Raw genomic sequence first — 15,588 nt, 5'->3', positions numbered from 1 at the left:
CGTTGCTCACACGGCGCCGTCGGAACGCAGTGCCGCGATGGCGTCCGCGTCGTAGCCGCATTGCGCCAGGATCGCATCGGTGTGCTGGCCCAGGGTGGGCACCGCATCCATGCGTGCATCCCATTCGCGCGGCACGCCCGGCGGCAACAGCGCCGGAATCGGGCCGGCGCCTGTGCCCACTTCGGTCCAGCGCCCGCGCGCCTCGAGCTGCGGGTGGCGCCAGACGTCGTGCATCGTGTTGACCTGCGCGGTCGCGATCTGCGCGGCGTCGAGGCGCTTCATGATCTGCGCCGCGGTGAAGGGCGCAAAGGCCAGCACGATGATCTCGCGCAGCGCATCGCGCGACGCGGTGCGCTGCGTGTTGGAGGCAAAGCGCGCATCGGTCGCCAGGGCCGGCTGCTCCAGCACCTGGGCGCAGAACACCTGCCATTCGCGCTCGTTCTGCAGGCCCAGCATGACCAGCTTGCCGTCGCCGGCCTGGAACGGACCGTAGGGATAGATCGTCGCGTGCGCGGCGCCCGCGCGCGGCGGCGGCTCGGCACCGTCGAAGGCGTAATACATCGGGAAGCTCATCCACTCGACCATGCTCTCGAGCATCGAGACGTCGATGCGGCAGCCCTTGCCCGTCTTGCCGCGTTGCAGCAGCGCCGCGAGGATGTTGCTGTAGGCGTACATGCCCGCCGAGATGTCGGCGATGGAGCAGCCGGCCTTCGCCATGTCCTGCGGCGTGCCGGTGACCGACAGGAAGCCGGACTCGCTCTGGATCAAGAGGTCGTAGGCCTTGCTGTCGCGGTAGGGCCCGGGCTTCTGCGCATCGTCGCCGTAGCCCGAGATGTCGCACACGATCAAGCCCGGATGCTTCGGCGACAAGGCCTCGAACGACAGGCCCAGCCGCGCGGCCGCGCCCGGCGCGAGGTTTTGCACCAGCACGTCGGCTTCGGCGACGAGGCGCTGGAGGATCTCCTGGCCCTGCGGGTGCTTGACGTCGAGCGTGAGGCTCTCCTTGGAACGGTTGGTCCAGACGAAGTGCGAGGCCAGCCCGTGCACGCGCTGGTCGTAGGCGCGCGCGAAGTCGCCGCTGCCGGGCCGCTCGACCTTGATGACGCGGGCGCCCAGGTCGGCCAGTTGCCGGGTGCAGAACGGCGCCGCGATCGCGTGTTCGAGCGTGAGGACCGTGATGCCTTCGAGCGGCCGCATCAGAAGCTCCTCGGCAGGCCCAGCATGTGCTCGGCCACGTAGCTCAGGATCAGGTTGGTCGAGATCGGCGCCACCTGGTAGAGCCGGGTCTCGCGGAACTTGCGCTCGATGTCGTATTCGCAGGCGAAGCCGAAGCCGCCGTGGAACTGCAGGCAGGCGTTGGCGGCCTCCCACGAGGCCTTGGCGGCGAGGTACTTCGCCATGTTGGCCTGGGCGCCGCAGGGCTCGCGGGCGTCGAAGCGGCGACAGGCCTCGTAGCGCATCAGGTCGGCCGCCTCGACCTCGATGAAGGCCTCGGCGATCGGGAACTGAACGCCCTGGTTCTGGCCGATCGGACGGCCGAAGACCACGCGCTCCTTGGTGTAGGCGGTGACCTTGTCGATGAACCAGTAGCCGTCGCCGATGCACTCGGCCGCGATCAGCGTGCGCTCGGCGTTGAGGCCGTCGAGGATGTACTTGAAGCCCTGCCCTTCCTCGCCGATGAGGTTCTCGGCCGGGATCTCGAGGTTCTCGAAGAACAGCTCGTTGGTCTCGTGGTTGACCATGTTGAGGATCGGCCGCACCGTGAGCCCGTTGCCGATGGCCTCGCGCAGGTCGACGATGAAGATCGACATGCCTTCGGACTTCTTCTTGACGTCGGCCAGCGGCGTGGTGCGCGCCAGCAGGATCATCAGGTCGGAGTGCTGGATGCGCGAGATCCAGACCTTCTGGCCGTTGATGACGTAGCGGTCGCCCTTCTTCACCGCGGTGGTCTTGATCTTGGTGGTGTCGGTTCCGGTCGACGGCTCGGTCACGCCCATCGACTGCAGTCGCAGGTCGCCGCTGGCGATCTTCGGCAGGTACTGGCGCTTCTGCCCCTCGGAGCCATGGCGCAGCAAGGTGCCCATGTTGTACATCTGGCCATGGCAGGCGCCCGAGTTGCCGCCCGCGCGGTTGATCTCCTCCATGATCACCGAGGCTTCAGTGAGCCCGAGGCCCGAGCCGCCGTATTCCTGCGGGATCAGCGCCGCCATCCAGCCGGCCTTAGTGAGCGCGTCGACGAACTCGGCCGGATAGGCGCGGGCCTCGTCGACCTTGCGGAAATACTCGTTGGGGAACTGGGCGCAGAGGTCGCGCACGGCGTCGCGGATGTCGGGGAAGCGGGGATTGGAATCGGTCATGGCGATCAGGAGGATGAGAGTTCGGCGCTGGCCTGCATCAGCAGCGCGCCCTGGCCGTCTTCGGCCCAGAGTGCAACCTTGCCGTCGGCATCGGCCGCGTGGCCGCAGACCCGCAGCAGGCGGCCGCAGGTCAGCGGGCGAACGGCCTTGAAGCTGTAGCCAAGCACCTGCCGGCCCGGGTTGTGCTGTTGCGCCGCCTCGAGCAGCAGCGTGGCGATCAGCGGACCGTGCACCACCAGGTCCTCGTAGCCCTCGACCTGCGTGACGTAGGGATGGTCGTAGTGGATGCGGTGGCTGTTGAAGGTGAGCGCCGAGTAGCGGAACAGCAGGGTGGCGTCGGGCCGGTGCTCGTTCGACCAGGCCGCATCGGCCGGCGGAACTTGCGGCGGCGCCGATTCGCCCGGCTTCGCCGCCTCGCGGTAGACGATGTCGTGCAGGTCGCGCAGCACCAGCGTGTCGCCTGCGTGCACCTCGTGCGCGACCTTGACGAACACCAGGGCACCGGCCTTGCCCTGCTTCAGGGTGACGTCAGCCACGCGCGAGGTCTTGCGCGCCGGCGCGCCGAGCGGCAGCGGCGCGAAGAACTCGAGTTGGCTGCCGGCCCACATGCGGCGCGGCAGCGGCACCGGCGGCAGGAAGCCGCCGCGCGCCGGATGGCCATCCGGACCGAGCTGGATCTGTGGCGCGGTCGGCAGGAAGTAGCACCAGTGCCACAGCGGCGGCAGCGCCCGGCCCGCCGGCCAGGGCTGGTCGTCGTTGCGAAGGGTGGCTGCCAGCGCGCTCGCGGTCCAGGGCGACAGCAGGTCGTCATGGGTCTCGGTGCGGCCGATCCAGGTTTGCAGGTGGGCGATGTCGAGCGGGTCGGTCATGGCCTGGCCTTTCAGTCTTGGCGCGGGCCCCCGGCCTCGCGCTCGACCCGCTGCCAGATCTCGACGCCCATCGGATCGTCGATCTCCTCCAGGATGTGGCCGACCAGGCCGATGGCGCGCGCCATCACACCGAAGCCGCGGATGATGCGCCAGGGGAAGCCGAATTCGGCCGCGATGGCACCGATGGCGCCGGTGGCATTGATCGGCAGCGACTTGCCCGAGACCCGCTCGGCTTCTGCCTGCACCGCCTGCATCAGCGCCACGTAGTGGCTCGACAGGCCGTTCTCGGCCGCGATCTGGAACAGCCGCGGCGTGCGCGGATCGATCGGCTTGTGCAGCGGATGGCCCAGGCCCGGCACGATCTCCTTGCGGGCGCGGTAGGCGGCGACGATCTCGCGCGCCAGGTCGGCCAACGGCCGGGTGGGCTGGGTGCCGGGCGGGATCGCCTCGTACAGCATGCGCGCGGCGCCTTCGGTGCTGCCGACGAACACGCTGCCCAGCCCGCAGAGGCCGGCGCCCACGGCGGCCTGCAGCGCCTCGGGCGCGCCGGCGTAGGTCAGGCGGGCGACCAGCGCGCTCGGCGTGATGCCGTGCTCGACCAGCGTCACCACGATGGCGTTGAAAGTGATCGATTCCTGCGGGGTCGGCACCCGGCCGGTGAGCTCGAGGAAGGCCATGTCGCCGAGGTTCAGGTGGCCGAGGATCTCGGAGGGCAGGTCGCGCCCGCGCACGGTGATCTTGTCGGGCGTGCTGTGGCCGAGTTCGGTGTGCAGGGACTTCTTGATCTTGGTCATGGAGGAATGGGTGCGCGAAATGTCGACCCCGCGAATCTAGTCCCGTTGCAGCGATCGCGGTCTGTGATTGCCGAAGGCTCCCTTCGGCAATCGTGAACGTCGGTGCGCGCCCGCTCTGGCACGCTCCCAACCCGGATCTCACCAAGTTGGACACCATGGACCACGACTCATTGGCCGCCATCCGCGAAGCGGCACTGGACTATTTCGAGCGCAGCGGCAGCATCCGCCGCTGCCGCGCACTGACCGAAAGCCCGCGCGGCGCCCAAGCGGCGGCCTGGTCCGCGCTGGTCGCACTGGGCTGGCCCGGCATGCTGGCGCCCGAGTCCGCGGGCGGCCTGGCCTTCGACCTGGCCGGCGCCGCGGAACTGCTGCGCGCCGCCGGCGAGCACGTGGCGCCCGAGCCACTGCTGGCCGTGGCCGGCCTCGGCGCCCTGCTGCTGCGGCGGCTGGACTGTGCCGCCGCCAGCAGGCTGCTGTGCGAACTGGTCGAAGGCCGGAGCCTGCCTGCCTTGGCCTGGCAGGAAAGCGCAGGCGACCTCAGCGACGTGCCGCTGGATTGCGGCTGTGAAGCCGATCCGCAGGGCCGCGTGCTGCTGCAGGGCGAGAAGATGATGGTGCTGCCGGGGGCGGCCGCCAGCGGCTGGCTGGTGTCGGCGCGCGGCGATGACGACACCGTGCTGCTGTGGGTGCCGCGCGGCACCGTCGGCGTGACCGAGACGCTGACGCCGCTGGTCGATGGCGAACAGGCGGCCATTTTGCGCTTCGACCGCGTCTCGCTGCCCGCCGAAGCCGTGCTGGCCGAAGGCAGCACCGCCCGCGAGGCGCTGCGCCAGACCCTGGCCGCCGGTCAGATCCTGCAGGCCGCCGAACTGACGGGCACGGCGCAGGCGATGCTCGACCAGACCCTGGCCTACCTGCGCACGCGCGCGCAGTTCGGCAAGCCGATCGGCAGCTTCCAGGCGCTGCAGCATCGGGCGGTCGACATGTTCATCCAGCTCGAAGTGGCGCGCGCCACCCTGGCCGAGGTGCTGGCGCTGGCGGCCGAGCCGGGTCTGCCGATCGAGCGGCTCGAGGCCGAGGCCAGCCGCGTCAACGCACGCTGCAGCGCGGCCGCGCTGCAGATCTCGCGCTCGGCGGTGCAGCTGCACGGCGCGATCGGCTACACGCAGGAATGCGACCTGAGCCTGTTCTACAAGCGCACGCTGCGGCTCGCGGCCTGGCTCGGCAACGCCACGGCGCACCAGCGCCGCTATGCCGCCCTGGCCGAGGCCGGCGCCCGGGCCGACGACGCGATCGCCTGGACCGGCGAATTCCCGCGCACGGCCGACTGGGGCGCCATGTCCGAGCCCGACTTCCGGCGCATGGTGCGCGCCTTCTTGCAGCAGCGATACCCGGCGCAGCTGCGCTACCTGTCGCACCGCGCGCGCTGGAGCGAGATGCGCGACTGGTACCTGACGCTGTCGGCGCAGGGCTGGATCGCGCCGGCCTGGCCGCAGGCGCACGGCGGCATGGGCCTGCCGGCCGACAAGATGATCGCCTGGATCGAGGAGCTGGAGCAATACGGCGTGGCCCGCGCGCCCGACCAGGGGATCGTGATGATCGGGCCGCTGCTGATCCAGCATGGCACGCCCGAGCAGCAGCAGCGCTTTCTGCCACGCATCCTGGCGGGCGACCACGTCTGGTTCCAGGGCTACTCCGAGCCGAACGCCGGTTCCGACCTCGCCGGCCTGCGCACCGAGGCGCTGCAGGCGCGCGATGCCGCGGGCGACCACTTCATCGTCAACGGCCAGAAGATCTGGACCACGCTGGCGCAGGAAGCCAACCACATCTTCATGCTGGTGCGCACCGACCGCGATGCCAAGAAGCAGGAAGGCATCAGCTTCCTGCTGTGCGACCTGGCGACGCCGGGCATCACGATCCGGCCGATCCACACGCTCGCCGGCGAGCCTGAATTCTGCGAGGTGTTCTTCGACAACGTGCGGGTGCCGGCCGAGAACCTGGTCGGCCGGCTGCACGGCGGCTGGACCATCGCCAAGGCGCTGCTGGGCTTCGAGCGCATCTTCCTCGGCAGCCCGAAGCAGTCGCAGTACGCGCTGGGCCAGCTGGCGCGCCTGGCACAAGCGCGGCGGTTGTTCGCGGACCCGGTGTTCATGCAGCGCTACACGGCCCTCAGGCTCGACGTCGCCGACCTGTCGGCCGCATACACGGGCTTCGCCAACATCGTGAAGGCCGGCAAGCCGTTGCCTGCCTCGGTGTCGCTGCTGAAGATCTTTGCCAGCGAGACCTACCACCGCATCGGCGGTCTGCTGGTCGAGGCCAGCGAGGAACAAGGCGCGATCGCCGGCGATGTCGACGTCGACGGCCAGCCTTTCAATGCACTCTCGCCATTGATCGGATCGACCTCCGCAATGATCTATGGCGGCACCAACGAGATCCAGCGGAACATCCTCGCGCGGCAGGTGCTCGACCTGCCGGGCTGAGGTCGGCAACCGCAGTCTGGTTGAGTTGGGGCGGGGCTCACGCCGACGGTTCATCCTCGACAGCGCCCCACGGCACTACCCGTGCGGAGGGGGCCACCCGGTGCCCTCGGCACGCGCCCCGAACGCCCCCACCACCGACCCGACTACGGCGCCGGAACGACCTCGTAATACACGCCGCTCGATCCGAAGTACGGCTTGTACCAGGTCGATCCGAACTGATAGAAGTTGACGCCGTTCACCACCATGCTGCGCGCCCCGCCGGGCAATGCGGCCACCTGCGTGCCGAGCGGCAGGTTGCTCTGGGTGACGTAGACGGGCGGCGGCACCACCACTGCGGGTTGCTGCACGACCACGGCGGGCCGGTATGAATCTGCGATGGCGGCACCCACCGCCATGCCCGCCACGGCGCCCGCGGCCGCGCCGCAGCCGTAGCAGCCGGCGGGTCGGTAATACGGGTGATAGGGGTGATAGCCGCCGACCGCAACGGCGCCACCCCGCCAGCCTCCGGCTGCAGCAATCCACGCGTTGGCACCCGACAGCGGAACTAAAACGCCCGCCACGATCGCGATGCCGGAAAGGAGTGTCTTGATTGGCTTCATCGCGCTGCTCCTCTGCGTGATCACTTGTCCTGGCCCATCTGCTTGAACTCGAGCTTCACCGCGCCCTTCGGGATGCTCGCCTTGAAGGTCTGCGCCGGAACCGCTGCGTCGAGCTTCCAGTCGGACAACTCCACGGTGAACGTCGGCTGACGCTCGCCCGTCCGGTACGAGACGACCATCAGGCGCGGCAGCTTGTCCAAGGCGCCGATCCACACTTCCCAGTCGAGGCCCGGCGCGGTGAATGCCAGGTGATCGGTCTTGACGCCGCCGACGGTCGTCTGCCCAACCCAGAGCGCGCTGGTGAAATCCTTGGTCAGGAACGCATACGGGTCCGCCACCAGAAGATCCAGGAAAGGCGCCGTGGCGTCGGACCCCGGCTGCACGCCGTTCATGAGCGCCTCGAGGAAGCCGCCCGCCGCATCGCGCTGCGCATAGAACCTGCCGTCTGATCCGACCACGGTCACGGTCTTGCCGTCGTAGAAGGCGTCGCTCGGGAACAGGTCGCCGCGCGCCGACACGAACAACTTGTCGGGCCGCTGGATGACGACGCGCGACGATGCATGGAGGCTGACGTACTGGCCGGTCGGCGAATGGGTCGGCACGATGCCGCGCACCTTGAAGCCGAGCGTCTTCGCGCCGGCCAGCGTGTCGCTCATGGCCTTGAGGATCGTGAGTGCCCTCTGGTCCTTGATGTCCTTGGCGGGTGCGGCCGCGGGCGGGGCTTTCTCTTGCGCGAGCGCAAGGCCCGGCGCCCAAAGCGAGGCGGAGGCCGCGATCAGTGCGCAGGCGAACGGTCGGGTGATTCGTCTCAGGTTGACGTTCATGCGGGCTCTCCAGCGGTGGCGCTCATGGCTTCCTCGCCACTGTCTGCGGCCTCGCGCCCGCTGTCTATTGCCCTTTAGGGAGGGTGCGCCGGAGCGGCGCGCCATCCTCGACTAGGCAAAGTGACGGACCAGCCAGACGGCAAGACCCACCACCAGGACAGCGATGATGGCCAGGTTGCGCTTCCATCCGGCGACGTATCTCTCCTGCTCGAGGTGCTGCCTCTCGGTGGCGAGATTCTCGCGCCGACGCGCCGAGGACCATTGACTCTCCCAATCATCGAAGCTCTGTTTCATGTCATAAATTGTTACTATTCACGGGCTCGGAGTATAAGTAAAAGGTTCGCAATTTGATTTGCAAGAAAGAGGCCCGACGGTCGGTAGGAGCTGTCTGACATGATTGAATTTCTCACCAAGAAACGCTGGCGGGAACAAGCGTGGGGCGTCATTCGAAGTTGACGCTGGTCGCGGTCAGCACGCCGTTCAAGACCTGGGCGCCGTGCACGTGCACCTTGACGCCGTTGCCCAGATTGGCCGCAGTGCCGTTCGTGAACAAGACGCCCGGGCCACCGGCATTCACGGCCTGCCCTCTGACCTTGAAGTCAACGGCCGAACGGAAGGAACCGACGGTTCCGATCAGGTCGAACGAAGCCGGCCCCCCGGTACCGGGTATGTGGCGGATCTTCAGTTGGGTCGCCTTGAGGACGCCACCGGACAGCTTGCCGCCGACCTCCACCTTGACGCCATTGCCGACGGCTCCCGCAGGCCCGCCCGTGATCCGGGCCGACGACGCATCGACCTGGAGGCCCAGCACGCGCAGGGCGCCCGTGCCCGCGAAGTCGGTGATGACGCCGGCGAGTTGCACCGTGCTGCCCTCTGCCATCGGCACCGGGTACCACCACTGCACCAGGGTGGCGGCGAGCCTGCCCGGCGACGCGCTGTCGGCCCGCACGCGCACGATGGTCCCGTCGGACAGCGGCCGACCGTCCAGGCTGCCGGACAACACGGCACTGCCGTAGTCGACGACGAGGCCGCCGAGCGTGAAGCTTCGCGCGATCGCGTCGAGGTTCTGCACCGTGCCCGTGAGAATGAACGCAGCGGGGTCTCGCTGCTCGACCCGGGTCGCCCGCAGCACGCCCGGCGCCGCAGGCAGCCCCCAGATCTGCAGCGTCTGGCCGGGCGGCAGCGCCGCAAGACCGGTGGCGTCGGCCCACACGGTGGCCTCGTCGGTGGTCACCGTGGTGCCGAGGACGACGAAGCGGCCCTGGGCCAGGTCGACCGACAGCAGCGGGCCGCGCATGTCTGCCGCCGAGTCCACGCGGCGGGCGATGCCGCTCGTGAAGTCGGCGTTGACCGGCCCTGTGACCTTCGCGCTCATCCCCAACTGCAGCCCCGCGGCGTCCTCGATGTGCCCGACTGCTGACCCGGTCTCGTAGCGAAGCCCGTTGACGATGATGCTGCCCGCGCCGTCGACCGCACCGATGCCCGTGGCGTCTGCGGTGCTCACGCCCGTGCCTCCCGAGCCGACGCCCGATCCATCGTCGCCTCCAGAGGCCGCGGTGGTCGTCGAACTGCTGCCATCGTCGGCCGCGATGCCGCCCAGGCCGTTGCCGTTGCCGCTTGGCGTGGCGTCCGCCGTCGGCGCAGGACTGCCGCCGGCACTCGCGAGCGACGCGCCGCCCGCGGCATTGCCGAACGCTGCCCCTCCGCCGCCACCGCCGCCGCCGCCACAGGAAAGGAGCGACGCGACAAGCAAAGCAAAGATCCCGATGCGAAGCGCTTGGTTCTTCATGCTTTTTTCCCTGATGATCTGGAGGTTGCGGCCGGCACGGGTGCGGTGGTTCCGGCTGCGGTGTCTTCGTAGTAGGTATAGATGCCGACCCGGATCCGCCCTGTCGCGCTCTTGTCGGCGGCTTCGTAGGCGCGCGTCATTTCCTGCGTCAGGTCGTGATGCAACCCACCCCACCGCTCGCGCACGAACTGGTGGATGCGCTCGCAGCCCTCGAGCGAGATTCCACCGGCGAACACCGACCGCTCGAGCAGGGGCGGCTCGGCGCCGAGGGTGTTGGAGACTGCGGCCGCCAGGTGATCGCGCGTGTTGTCGCCCAGGAACGCAAGCATCTCCTTCAGGTCGCCGGCCGGAACGAAGCCGGCCGCGTCCAGTGCCACACGGCCGTCGCCTTCGCTGACCATGTTGAGCCGCACCAGTTCGTCGAGGATGGTGCGATGGTGCACGTTGCCTCGACTGGCGTGGCGGGCCAGCGCCTCGAACGAAGGCCCGCTCCCTTCGGCCACGATCGGCAGCCGTCGAAGCTTGGGGTCGTCTGCCAACATCTGCAGCCACAGCGTGATCGTCTTCGCTTCGGCGGACAGCTCGGATCTCGGCAGGTCTTCGACGCCCTCCTCCCGAACCTTGACCGTGACAGCCTTCCGATTCAATCCCGTCGTCACCGAGATCTGGCTGATGTTGGGTTCGACGCCCTGCTCGAGCCATATGCGGCGCGCTTCATCGACCATGATGTCGCGCAGCAGCTCTTCCAGATGCGAATGCTTGACGCCGAAGGCCAGGGCCAGCCGCACCAGCGGTCGAAGCACGCGCGCCCAAGCCCCGAGTACCCAAGCCATTTGGCCCTGCCTGTTCTGGGCGATCCCTTCCCGATGGGACGGTCGGCCGCGCGGATTCCTGGCGTTCTTCGATCCAGCGGGATGAGCGGCCATGGAGCCTAGTTGCCCGCGCTACGGCGGGGCCGAGCCGAGTTGGTTGCGGCGGCGCGTCGGATGGGGGAGCACTTCATGCACGACCTTTGTCGGGCTGTTAACGCCCGGTTACCACTGGGACACAGTGACAAGCCTGTGTCTTACAAATCCGTTGCAACCACTATAGGACAAGAGCGCTTAAATGTGAAAACTTCCCATCCAACTGGAGAGACCCATGTCAAGCAGCACACACGACGGAAAGCCGGCCAGTCGGAAGCCCAGCCGGGCCTCGGTATCGATCCGCCGCCGAGGAGCAGCCGCGCGAGACTCGCTGCGACCCGGCGAGATGAGCGCGCGCAGGGCGTGGAATGCGGCCGTGCGGGCAAGACAGGCGATCCACCTTCGCATCGTCGCCGCGTTTCGCAGCCAGGTCGAGGGCCAGGGGGCCGGGCCGACCGACATCGAGTTGCGTCTGTTCGCCAGGATTGCCGTCGCCGAGGAAAGGCTCAGGCGAGCCTTCCGGCGGGCCAGGGTCCATCCATGCTGCAGCTCGGCAACGTCGTCCATGCGAGTTGCAGGGCTCGGGCGCCCGGGGGATTTCCGATGATGGCCGCCGACGCGCCCGACTGGACCGCCCCGGCGCCGCCCTCCACCGCCTTCGGCAGCTTGATCGATCTGGTGAGGCTGCGGATCAGTGCCAGTTCGGCCGAGGTATGCGATGCCTGCAACACGATCAACCTCGGTTCGGCGCGCTACTGCAAATGCTGCTCCCACAAGCTGGCGGGCTTCTATGTCGACAAGGGACTGGGGACCATGGCGGCACCGCAATGGGATGGACTCGCCGTGCCGCGACGCGCGTCGGCGCTGGACTTCGTGGCGTTCTTCATCGTGATCAATTCACTTGTCCTCGTCACCAGTCTCATTCCTGTGCCGTAGCTCGGCCCTCGCTCGCCCGGCGATCATGCGAAACATCGCGGGGGCCTGGCTCGACCGAATCTGCCACGACCACATCGTGAAGGTGCAGGGCGCCATTCCGCGGCCGACTCCGGGTATCCCGGGAGCCGAAGACCACTGCTTTGGCAGGCGGGCGTGACGCTGGTGGACGACGTCACGGCTTTCGGGACGCCAAGCTGCGCCAAACGATGGCGGCGACTCCAACGGGTTGGCAGACCGGGCATCTCTCGCGAGAACCAGCGAGCCTCGCGGCTCCGCTCGCGACGCCTGGGTTCGGCCAATGGCATCCAAGACGCGATATGGCAATGGTCGCTTGCAAGACAGCCCAGACAAGCTGAGGTCGCTTCATGAGGCGGAGAGGACGGGAGATGAACCCGATGTGATCGGGGCAGCGGACGATGGCGGCGCCTGCCTTTTCTGCGATTGCGTCGCTGAAGGTCCGCAGGGGCGAAGGAGCCTGTCCACGACGCAGAAGCTTTGAATTCCAGGAAACAGAACAAGCCGCAGAACAATGCCGTCGACGTGGCCGCGGCCATGGCGTCTCGCTGCTGACGGAGGCTCAATACGTCGACGCCCCCCGACATCAGAAGACTGTGTGGCGGGCGGCCCCTACGCCGGCCGGCCGGCCGGCCGGCCTACGACTTCATCCTGCAGGGCCTGGCCGGCGTGATGAGCACCTGCGGCCAGGCCGAGGGCACGCCGGGCGCCGAACCGATGCGCACCGCGATCCCGATCACCGACGTGGTGACCGGGCTCTATGCCGCGATCGGCGTGGTGGGCGCGCTCTTCCACCGGCGCGAGACCGGCGAAGGACAGCATGTGGATGCGGCCATGCGAGAAGCCTCGGTCGCGCTCAACGGCCATCTGGCGCGGCTTCCTCATGAACGGCAAGGTGCCGCCGCGGGTGGGCAACACCTACCCGATCGCCTCGCCGTCCGAGGTGTTCGCCTGTGCCAACAGCCACCTGATCGTGGCGGCCGGCAACAACAGCCAGTTCCAGGCGCTGTGCCGCGCGCTGGGCTGCCCCGGGTGGGCCGACGATCCGCGCTTCGCCAGCAACGCGCTGCGGGTCGCCAACCGGGGTCCGCTGCGCGACTTGCTGGCCCCGGCACTGGCACGCCGCCAGCGGGCGGAGCTGCTTGCCGCCCTCGAGGCGGCCGGCGTGCCCTGCGATCCGATCAACGACATGCGGGGCGTGTTCGACGACCCGCAGACCCGGCACCGCGAACTGGCCTTGTGCCTGCCGCACAGCCGGGGCGTGGACGTGCCGAGCCTGCGCAGCCCGCTGCGCTTTTCGGGCACGCCGGTGGTGCACCGGGCTTCGCCGATGCTGGGGGAGCACAGTGCGCGGGTGCTGGCGACGGAGCTGGGTCTGAACGCCGAGCGGCTGCAGGCGCTGCGCGAGCGGGCGATCGTCTGACGCCTGCGGGCCTATTCGGCGACTTCGACCAGCCCCTCCCTCGCCGCCGCGGCGAACCGCGCATGGTCGGCCTCTGTCTGTGCCCCATAGGCGGTCGCGAACGCCACCAGCGCATCGTCGAACACGTCCGACTTGCCGAGGTAGCCGCCGATCATCGCCGCGTCGCCCGATTTGGCGTGCGCCAGCGCCAGCGCCCAGCCGCAGAGGCGGCAGTACTCGATGAAGCCGGCCTGCGTGGTCTGGCCCGGCTCCAGCTCGACGCCGCCCTTCATGTCACGCAGCTGGCGGATGTAGAAGTGCACGCCGTCGATCTCGCCCCAGCCGAGGAAGATGTCGGGCGAACCCTGGATCAGGCGCTGCCCGCGCACCACGCGCTCGCCATGGTTGGTCGGCGCGTCGGGCGATGCCGCGCAGCCCACATAGGCCTCGAGCACCGAGGGCTGCGCCTCTTTCAGCTGCAGGAACAGCGGGTCGTCCCAGTCGCGCCCCTGCATCAGGACCACCCAGCAGCGGGTGCCGACGCTGCCCACGCCGACCACCTTCTGCGCCGCGTCGAGCACGCGGTAGCGCGACAGCAGCAGCCGCCGGTCCGGGGCCAGCGAGTCGAGGTAGTGGGCCAGGCAGTGGCCGATCGCCTCGTCCACCGGCCGCCCCATCGAGGTCACGCTGGCGCGCACGATGAAGGGGTGCTGCTCGATGATCCGGTGCTGGTCGTCGACCAGGTCGGTCATCTTGTCGAGCACCTGCATGTGGGTGCGCTTGCGCGCCTTGTCGAGCACTGCATCGGCGCTCCCGCGCATGGCCGGCGGCAGCGATTCCAGCAGCCGATCGCTGTGGATCGTGTCGTACCAGACCTCCAGCTGCCCCATCCCCGCATAGCGGCGCATCCGGCTGCGGTAGCTCTCCACCGCGGCCCGCGCGGCGGCTTCCCGCCCGGCCTTGTCGCACGCCAGATGATCGGCCGCCACATAGGCACTGGCCGCCAGCCGCTTGACGTCCCATTCCCACGGCCCGGGCTGGGTCTCGTCGAAATCGTTGATCGCGAACACCAGCTGCCGCTCGGCCGACGCGAAGACGCCGAAGTTGGCGACATGCATGTCGCCGCAGGCCTGCACCTGCAGCCCCGTGCTCGGGCTCGGCGCTAGGTCGGCCGCCATGACGGCCGCCGCGCCGCGCAGGAAGGCGAACGGCGACTGCAGCATGCGGGCGTGCCGCACCGGTATCAGTTCCGGTATGCGGGTGCTCGCCTGCGCCAGCAGGATCGCCACCGGATCGACCTGCGGCGAGCGCTCGAAGGCGCCATGGCTGGCCCGGGGCAGGCGCTCTCGCAGCGCCTTGCCCATGGCCATGCGCTCCTCGACACTGGGACGGGGCGTCGTGAAGGCGCTTGCCAGGGCGCGTGCCCGGCGGTCCAGTTCTTCGTCAGGGTCGGCTCTGTCGGCGCGCGCCATGGGTGTCTCCGGTGTGGCTTTTCGCGCATCATGCCGCAATCCATGCCCGGCACCCGGGCGCCGATTCAATGCGCGATGCGCTGCCGCCACTCGCGCGGCGAGCAGCCGAAACGCTCGCGAAACGCCCGGCTGAAATGCGCCGCGTCGCTGAAGCCGCGGCCATAGGCGATCTCGCCGACCGTGCAGCCGGCGGCGCGCGGGTCCAGCAGATCGCGGCTGCAGGCCTCGAGCCGGCGCTCCCAGATGTACTGCGCCGGCGTCACCGGCTCGCTCTTGAAGACGCGGTGGATCTGGCTCACCGACAGGCCGAGCGCAGCCGCCAGCGTGCCGACCGACAGCGCCGGATCGTCGAGCTGCTCGTCGATGCGGCGCTTGATCCGCGCCAGGTGGAAGGCCGTCAGGTTGCTCAGGGCCGGCGCGCGCGCCGCCGGCAGCGTCTGCAGCCCGGCCACCAGGATGTTGAGCACGCCATTGGCGACCGCCAGCGCCGAGGCCGGCTGCAGCGCGTCGATGTCCTCGTGCAGGGTGCGGATCATGCCCAGCAGCAGATGGCCGGCGCCCTCGCGGCCCGACACCGTGGTGGCGGTCAGGGCCTCGGTCTGGCGCAGTTCGCTGCGCAGGCGCTCGCCCGGCAGCTTGAGCACGATCTGCTCGAAGGCGTCGTCGAACTGCAGCTGATAGGGCCGCGTGCTGTCGTAGAGCGCGAAATCGCCCACCGACAGCACGGCGTCGCGGCCGTCCTGCCGGACCACGCCGCGGCCGCGGGCCTGGATGCTGACCAGGAAATAGTCGTCCGACGAGCGCGCGATGTGGCCGGCCGTGCGCATCACCTTCTGCGGGCCCGACGTGACCACCGAGACATCGAGGCTGGGCAGCGTGTGCTGGCGGATGCTGCCGTCGAATTCGCCTCGGGGGCGATCGCCCGGCACCGGATCGCAGCCGAGCTGCACGTAGACGTTGCAGATCATGTCGGTCCAGTAGGCGAGCCGCTGCTCGCGCGGAACGACGGCTGTGCTGAGCAGTTGGGTCATGGGGATCCTTCCGGGGAGGTGCGCCAAAGGGCCGCTTGCAACGCTGGATCAAGAACGCCGCGAATTCCGGACAAGGCGCTTCCAGGCGGCGAACTTACGCTTCAAGCAACCCGCA

Annotated in this window: 16 protein-coding genes and 1 pseudogene; 5 read left to right on the top strand and 12 right to left on the bottom strand. The window is 69.0% G+C overall.

The genetic code is table 11. The annotated features are described in order from the left end of the window. Window positions 1–6: 6 nt before the first annotated feature. The 4 genes from QZH52_RS05690 to QZH52_RS05675 are packed head-to-tail and all read right to left on the bottom strand — an operon-like array spanning window position 7 to window position 4,020. Complete coding sequence (locus QZH52_RS05690) at window positions 7–1,197, bottom strand: CaiB/BaiF CoA transferase family protein (RefSeq protein ID WP_301805269.1); 1,191 nt, start codon at window positions 1,195–1,197, stop codon at window positions 7–9. After that, complete coding sequence (locus QZH52_RS05685) at window positions 1,197–2,357, bottom strand: acyl-CoA dehydrogenase family protein (RefSeq protein WP_301805267.1); 1,161 nt, start codon at window positions 2,355–2,357, stop codon at window positions 1,197–1,199. Before QZH52_RS05685 ends, QZH52_RS05690 begins: the two co-directional genes overlap by 1 nt. 5 nt (window positions 2,358–2,362) lie before the next feature. Further along, entirely contained in the window at window positions 2,363–3,226 is an 864-nt protein-coding gene (locus QZH52_RS05680) for an HTD2 family dehydratase (RefSeq protein ID WP_301805264.1), read from the bottom strand. Between the two features lie 11 nt (window positions 3,227–3,237). Continuing rightward, window positions 3,238–4,020, bottom strand: a complete 783-nt coding sequence (locus QZH52_RS05675; protein ID WP_301805262.1) for a citryl-CoA lyase — start codon at window positions 4,018–4,020, stop codon at window positions 3,238–3,240. 155 nt (window positions 4,021–4,175) lie between these two features. Between QZH52_RS05675 and QZH52_RS05670 the strand changes: the two genes are divergently transcribed. Continuing rightward, on the top strand, window positions 4,176–6,500 hold the full coding sequence (locus QZH52_RS05670; RefSeq protein ID WP_301805257.1) for an acyl-CoA dehydrogenase family protein: 2,325 nt from the start codon (window positions 4,176–4,178) through the stop codon (window positions 6,498–6,500). Window positions 6,501–6,643: 143 nt separating this feature from the next. On the opposite strand, the gene QZH52_RS05665 is transcribed toward QZH52_RS05670, so the two are convergent. From QZH52_RS05665 to QZH52_RS05640, 6 genes are all read right to left on the bottom strand, one after another. Continuing rightward, a complete protein-coding gene (locus QZH52_RS05665) occupies window positions 6,644–7,099 on the bottom strand; it encodes a hypothetical protein (protein WP_301805254.1) in 456 nt (151 codons plus the stop codon). Between the two features lie 20 nt (window positions 7,100–7,119). Then, the gene (locus QZH52_RS05660; protein ID WP_301805251.1) at window positions 7,120–7,923 is read right to left on the bottom strand and encodes a DUF2092 domain-containing protein; all 804 of its coding nucleotides are present in this window, start codon (window positions 7,921–7,923) and stop codon (window positions 7,120–7,122) included. 111 nt (window positions 7,924–8,034) lie between these two features. Continuing rightward, window positions 8,035–8,217 (bottom strand): hypothetical protein, encoded by a 183-nt coding sequence (locus QZH52_RS05655; RefSeq protein WP_301805249.1) that lies wholly within the window; start codon window positions 8,215–8,217, stop codon window positions 8,035–8,037. Window positions 8,218–8,365: 148 nt separating this feature from the next. After that, window positions 8,366–9,712: a DUF5666 domain-containing protein gene (locus tag QZH52_RS05650; protein WP_301805248.1), complete on the bottom strand. Its 1,347-nt coding sequence runs from the start codon at window positions 9,710–9,712 to the stop codon at window positions 8,366–8,368. Then, window positions 9,709–10,545: a DUF6502 family protein gene (locus tag QZH52_RS05645; RefSeq protein WP_301805246.1), complete on the bottom strand. Its 837-nt coding sequence runs from the start codon at window positions 10,543–10,545 to the stop codon at window positions 9,709–9,711. Before QZH52_RS05645 ends, QZH52_RS05650 begins: the two co-directional genes overlap by 4 nt. A gap of 270 nt (window positions 10,546–10,815) precedes the next feature. Next, window positions 10,816–11,184, bottom strand: coding sequence for a hypothetical protein (locus QZH52_RS05640; protein WP_301805243.1), 369 nt, complete (start codon window positions 11,182–11,184; stop codon window positions 10,816–10,818). 36 nt (window positions 11,185–11,220) lie between these two features. Between QZH52_RS05640 and QZH52_RS05635 the strand changes: the two genes are divergently transcribed. The 4 genes and pseudogenes from QZH52_RS05635 to QZH52_RS05630 all read left to right on the top strand — a co-directional run bounded on the left by QZH52_RS05635 (window position 11,221) and on the right by QZH52_RS05630 (window position 12,991). Next, the gene (locus QZH52_RS05635; protein ID WP_301805241.1) at window positions 11,221–11,553 is read left to right on the top strand and encodes a hypothetical protein; all 333 of its coding nucleotides are present in this window, start codon (window positions 11,221–11,223) and stop codon (window positions 11,551–11,553) included. Between the two features lie 298 nt (window positions 11,554–11,851). Beyond that, the gene (locus tag QZH52_RS38610; RefSeq protein ID WP_366919269.1) at window positions 11,852–12,052 is read left to right on the top strand and encodes a DUF4256 domain-containing protein; all 201 of its coding nucleotides are present in this window, start codon (window positions 11,852–11,854) and stop codon (window positions 12,050–12,052) included. Between the two features lie 188 nt (window positions 12,053–12,240). Next, window positions 12,241–12,375 (top strand): annotated as a pseudogene (locus QZH52_RS38605) (CoA transferase); the annotation flags it as partial. Between the two features lie 76 nt (window positions 12,376–12,451). Then, window positions 12,452–12,991, top strand: coding sequence for a CoA transferase (locus QZH52_RS05630; protein ID WP_366919268.1), 540 nt, complete (start codon window positions 12,452–12,454; stop codon window positions 12,989–12,991). Between the two features lie 11 nt (window positions 12,992–13,002). Here the strand turns inward: QZH52_RS05630 and QZH52_RS05625 are convergent, their stop codons facing one another. Next, on the bottom strand, window positions 13,003–14,442 hold the full coding sequence (locus QZH52_RS05625; protein WP_301805238.1) for a DUF2252 domain-containing protein: 1,440 nt from the start codon (window positions 14,440–14,442) through the stop codon (window positions 13,003–13,005). Window positions 14,443–14,507: 65 nt separating this feature from the next. Then, the gene (locus tag QZH52_RS05620; protein ID WP_301805235.1) at window positions 14,508–15,473 is read right to left on the bottom strand and encodes an AraC-like ligand-binding domain-containing protein; all 966 of its coding nucleotides are present in this window, start codon (window positions 15,471–15,473) and stop codon (window positions 14,508–14,510) included. Window positions 15,474–15,588 lie beyond the last annotated feature (115 nt).

This window comes from Variovorax ginsengisoli (assembly GCF_030486595.1).
Classification (GTDB): domain Bacteria; phylum Pseudomonadota; class Gammaproteobacteria; order Burkholderiales; family Burkholderiaceae_C; genus Variovorax; species Variovorax ginsengisoli_B.
The sequence above is the reverse complement of the archived record's forward strand: the minus strand, read 5'-3'. Positions and strand labels throughout refer to the sequence as shown.